Annotated in this window: 1 protein-coding gene; it reads right to left on the bottom strand. The window is 64.5% G+C overall.

Annotated elements, in window-relative coordinates:
* Nucleotides 1-460, bottom strand: a 460-nt coding sequence (locus KBY19_RS35925) for a DNA recombination protein RmuC (protein ID WP_307843713.1), incomplete at its 3' end; no start/stop codon positions are given.
* Nucleotides 461-488 lie beyond the last annotated feature (28 nt).

Here is a 488-nt window from a genome sequence, read left to right on the forward strand (position 1 = left end):
GCTGCATCACCTGGATCGCCAGCATCAGCAGCGAGGGCGACACCAGCACGACGCGGGCGCGGTAGGCCTTCTGGATGATGTCGTCGAAGCCGTCATGGATCTCGGCGTAGACCGATTCCGACGGAACGAACATCAGCGCCATCTCCTGGGTCTCGCCGGCGACGAGATATTTTTCGGCGATGTCGCTGACATGCTTCATCACGTCGCCGCGCAGCCGCTGCGTGGCGATGCGCTTCTCCTCGTCGGTGCGGGCGTCGTGCAGCGCGGTCATCGCTTCCAGCGGGAATTTGGCGTCGATGCAGAGTGGGCGCTGGTCGGGCAGGAACACCACGCAATCGGGCCGCTTGCCCGTCGAAAGCGTGAACTGGAATTCGTAGGCGCCCTTTGGAAGACCATCCTGGACGATCGCCTCCATCCGCGCCTGGCCGAAGGCGCCGCGCGACTGCTTGTTGGCGAGCACGTCACGCAAGGTCGTCACCTGCGTGGTG

Origin of the sequence: Streptomyces sp. B15 (assembly GCF_018070605.1) — a bacterium.
GTDB lineage: Bacteria > Actinomycetota > Actinomycetes > Streptomycetales > Streptomycetaceae > Streptomyces > Streptomyces smyrnaeus.